Origin of the sequence: Candidatus Thiothrix phosphatis, from assembly GCF_035668035.1 — a bacterium.
Lineage (GTDB): Bacteria > Pseudomonadota > Gammaproteobacteria > Thiotrichales > Thiotrichaceae > Thiothrix > Thiothrix phosphatis.
Genome location: NZ_JAYMYJ010000021.1, coordinates 23,829 through 26,631 on the forward strand (window position 1 = coordinate 23,829; position 2,803 = coordinate 26,631).

Sequence of the window (2,803 nt, forward strand, 5' to 3'; positions counted from 1 at the left end):
AGATCAGCGACCTGTCGCCGCTGAGCGGCTTGCCAGCGTTGCAATTGCTTAACTGTGGATCTAATGGAATCAATGACCTTTCCACGATTGACCACTTGCTTTTATCAGATCATCTAGAACAGTTTTCTTTTTATAACAGCCCTAAATCTGGCATCCCCGCAGTATTACTAGGCGAGCATGAAGATGATGATTGCCTCGAAAATATCAAACACTATCGGCAAGCCATCCTGTCGCATGGCTTAGTAACCCAAAAGCAACTCAAAATCCAGTTGGTCGGTAACGGTCGTGTCGGCAAAACCACACTGGCGATTGCCTTGGAAACGGGCAAACCTGTTGATCAAGACTGTGACTCTACCCACGGTATCACCATCAGCACCTTGCCAATGAGTCTGCATGGCGAAGCTGAACTCCTCAGCGTGCAATTGTGGGATTTTGGCGGACAGGAAATATACCACGCCACCCACCGCCTGTTTCTCGCCAATGACTGCCTGTACCTGCTGTTGTGGGCTGAAGAAACGCCCGAAATACAGGAAGAAACCCGCCATCACGTGACCTACTGGCTGGAATCAATCCATGACCTGAGTCCTGACAGTACGGTTATTGTGGTGAAAAACCGCATTGATCTGGGTGAACAACAACCTGACCGCCCTGGCTTGCCACCTGAATTACCGGGTGTTGCGCAAATAGAAGATTATGAAACAATCTCGGCGCGGAAATATTGGCGCATCGGTATTCTGGAAGAAAAAATCAAGGATATTGTTACCCGCAAGCTGCAACACAAAGTGACGTTGACGCTGCCGAAGCCTTGGGTACAAGTACAGGAAACGCTGGAGAAGCTCAAAAGCGAAGGGCAAACCACCATGCCCTTTCCCCACTTCAAACAACTGTGCATCAAGGCAGGGATTGATTATGCCGAGTGGTTTGTAGCGTACCTGCACAAAACCGGCATCCTGTTCTATCAGGAAGGCGCGTTTCAGGATCAGATCATCCTCGACCAGAACTGGGCAATTGATGCGGTTTACAAACTGTTCGATCCCAAAGACAAACCCAAACTCAAACAAAAAATCCAGCGCCGGGGTGGCGGCTTTTTTGGTGATGACACCAGCACCTTTTGGCCTGATGTTGATGAGAGCGAACGTGAAATTTACCTCAGCTTTATGCGTAACTGTGGGATTTGTTATCAAGCCAATCGTCAGCAAAGCAATAGGGAAAACCTTCCATTTGCCGACCGGAGATTCGTTATCCCCGCCTTGTTGCCACCCAGCATCACCATAAAAGATACATGGCAACCACTGGAACATGACTGGCTGCTGGAAGTCGATTACGACTTTTTGCATCGCAGTATCATTGAACGCATCATCATCCGGCTAGGCGAAACCTACCCCGACAGTGACCCGTGGCACACAGGTATCTACTGCCCGACTGAACACGGTCAAATCCTGCTGGAGTGTGCGTATCAGGATAAAAGCCAATCTACTGAAGGCTCACTGCGTTTCCAGCTACGTGGCAATCAGCTTGACGTATTGCGGGACATCTTGCGCAAACTGGTTAGTGAAATCAGCCCACACAAACGCTACCGGGAATACCTGCGCAAAGGCATCCATGCAGCAAGGGAGCCATTGCCTGAATTCGAGGAACAAACCGCCCCACGTTCCCGACTGGATGAAACCAAACCGGCGGAGAAAAGCATCAAACTGTTTATCTCCTATTCCCACAAGGACGAGAAATACAAAAAACGTCTGGAAGAACACCTGACTGCCATTAAACGCAAACTACCGCTAATTGCCTGGAGTGACCGTTCCCTGTTTTCCGGCGAATCGGTGGACGAACAAATCTTCCAGCAACTGGATACCGCCGATATTGTCCTGCTGCTCATCAGCCCCGCATTCATCAATTCCGACTACTGTTTCACCAAGGAAATGGTGCGTGCACTGGAACGCTACCGGGACAATGGCAGCGTAGTGATCCCGGTCATCATCCGCTATACCAAAGGCTGGCGTGACCACGAAATTGGTTCAATCACTGCCTTGCCTAAAGACGGCAAGCCTTTAGCCGAATGGCGCAACAAAGATAAATTCTGGGGCAGCGTGGAAGACGGGATTCAGGCACAGGTTGAGAAGTTGTTACAGGCATAAACGTGGCTTCACGCTAAACCTAATTTTCCATCAGGTGCTGCTGGAGCCGATGGGGAAACAAAGCCATTACCTCGCATCAAGACTTATAAAAACTCGTATTAAGGTATGGTATTTCTCGTATTAAGACTGTGAGAAATCCGCATGTATCCACGCAACAACACCCCGTTTCTACTCGAATTACTGACAGAGTTCAGGATTCTGTACCTGACCGGCCCTCGTCAGGCAGGCAAGACCACACTGGCCAAAGCGATTGCCGCCGAGCGTGGCATGCAATACCTGTCGCTGGATGATGAAGGCGTATTGGCAGCGGCGCGGAATGACCCGCACGGCTTCATCCAGTCCTTTGCTGGGCAGAATGTGGTGCTGGATGAATTCCAGTATGCGCCGGAACTGACCCTTGCCATCAAACGCTCCTCCGACAACCTGCCGTCAGGGCAGAAAGGCAAGTTCCTGCTGACTGGCTCTGCGGATATTTTCAGTTCCGCACGCACACAGGAAGCCTTGCCGGGCACATGGCACGGGTGGAATTGTGGCCGCTCTCCATCACCGAAATCCGCGATAGCCGTTTCAACCTGATCAACTACCTGCTGGCAGGCGACTTTGCCCAACCACAGGCATTCCCTCCACTGGGGCGCGAACAATTGGCGCAAATCCTGCTGGATGGCGGC

2 protein-coding genes are annotated in these 2,803 nt (G+C 50.9%); both read left to right on the forward strand.

The window, feature by feature from the left end; translation table 11 throughout:
* Positions 1-2,135 (forward strand): COR domain-containing protein (locus VSS37_RS02500; protein WP_324693048.1); only part of this gene is annotated, 2,135 nt, incomplete at its 5' end.
* A 141-nt stretch (positions 2,136-2,276) separates the two neighbouring features.
* The gene (locus VSS37_RS02505) at positions 2,277-2,711 is read left to right on the forward strand and encodes an AAA family ATPase (RefSeq protein ID WP_324693049.1); all 435 of its coding nucleotides are present in this window, start codon (positions 2,277-2,279) and stop codon (positions 2,709-2,711) included.
* The last annotated feature ends 92 nt before the right edge of the window (positions 2,712-2,803 follow it).

Excerpts from the sequence above, each read along its gene's own strand:
- VSS37_RS02505 (WP_324693049.1), top strand. The coding sequence starts at position 2,277 with ATGTATCCACGCAACAACACCCCGTTTCTACTCGAATTACTGACAGAG.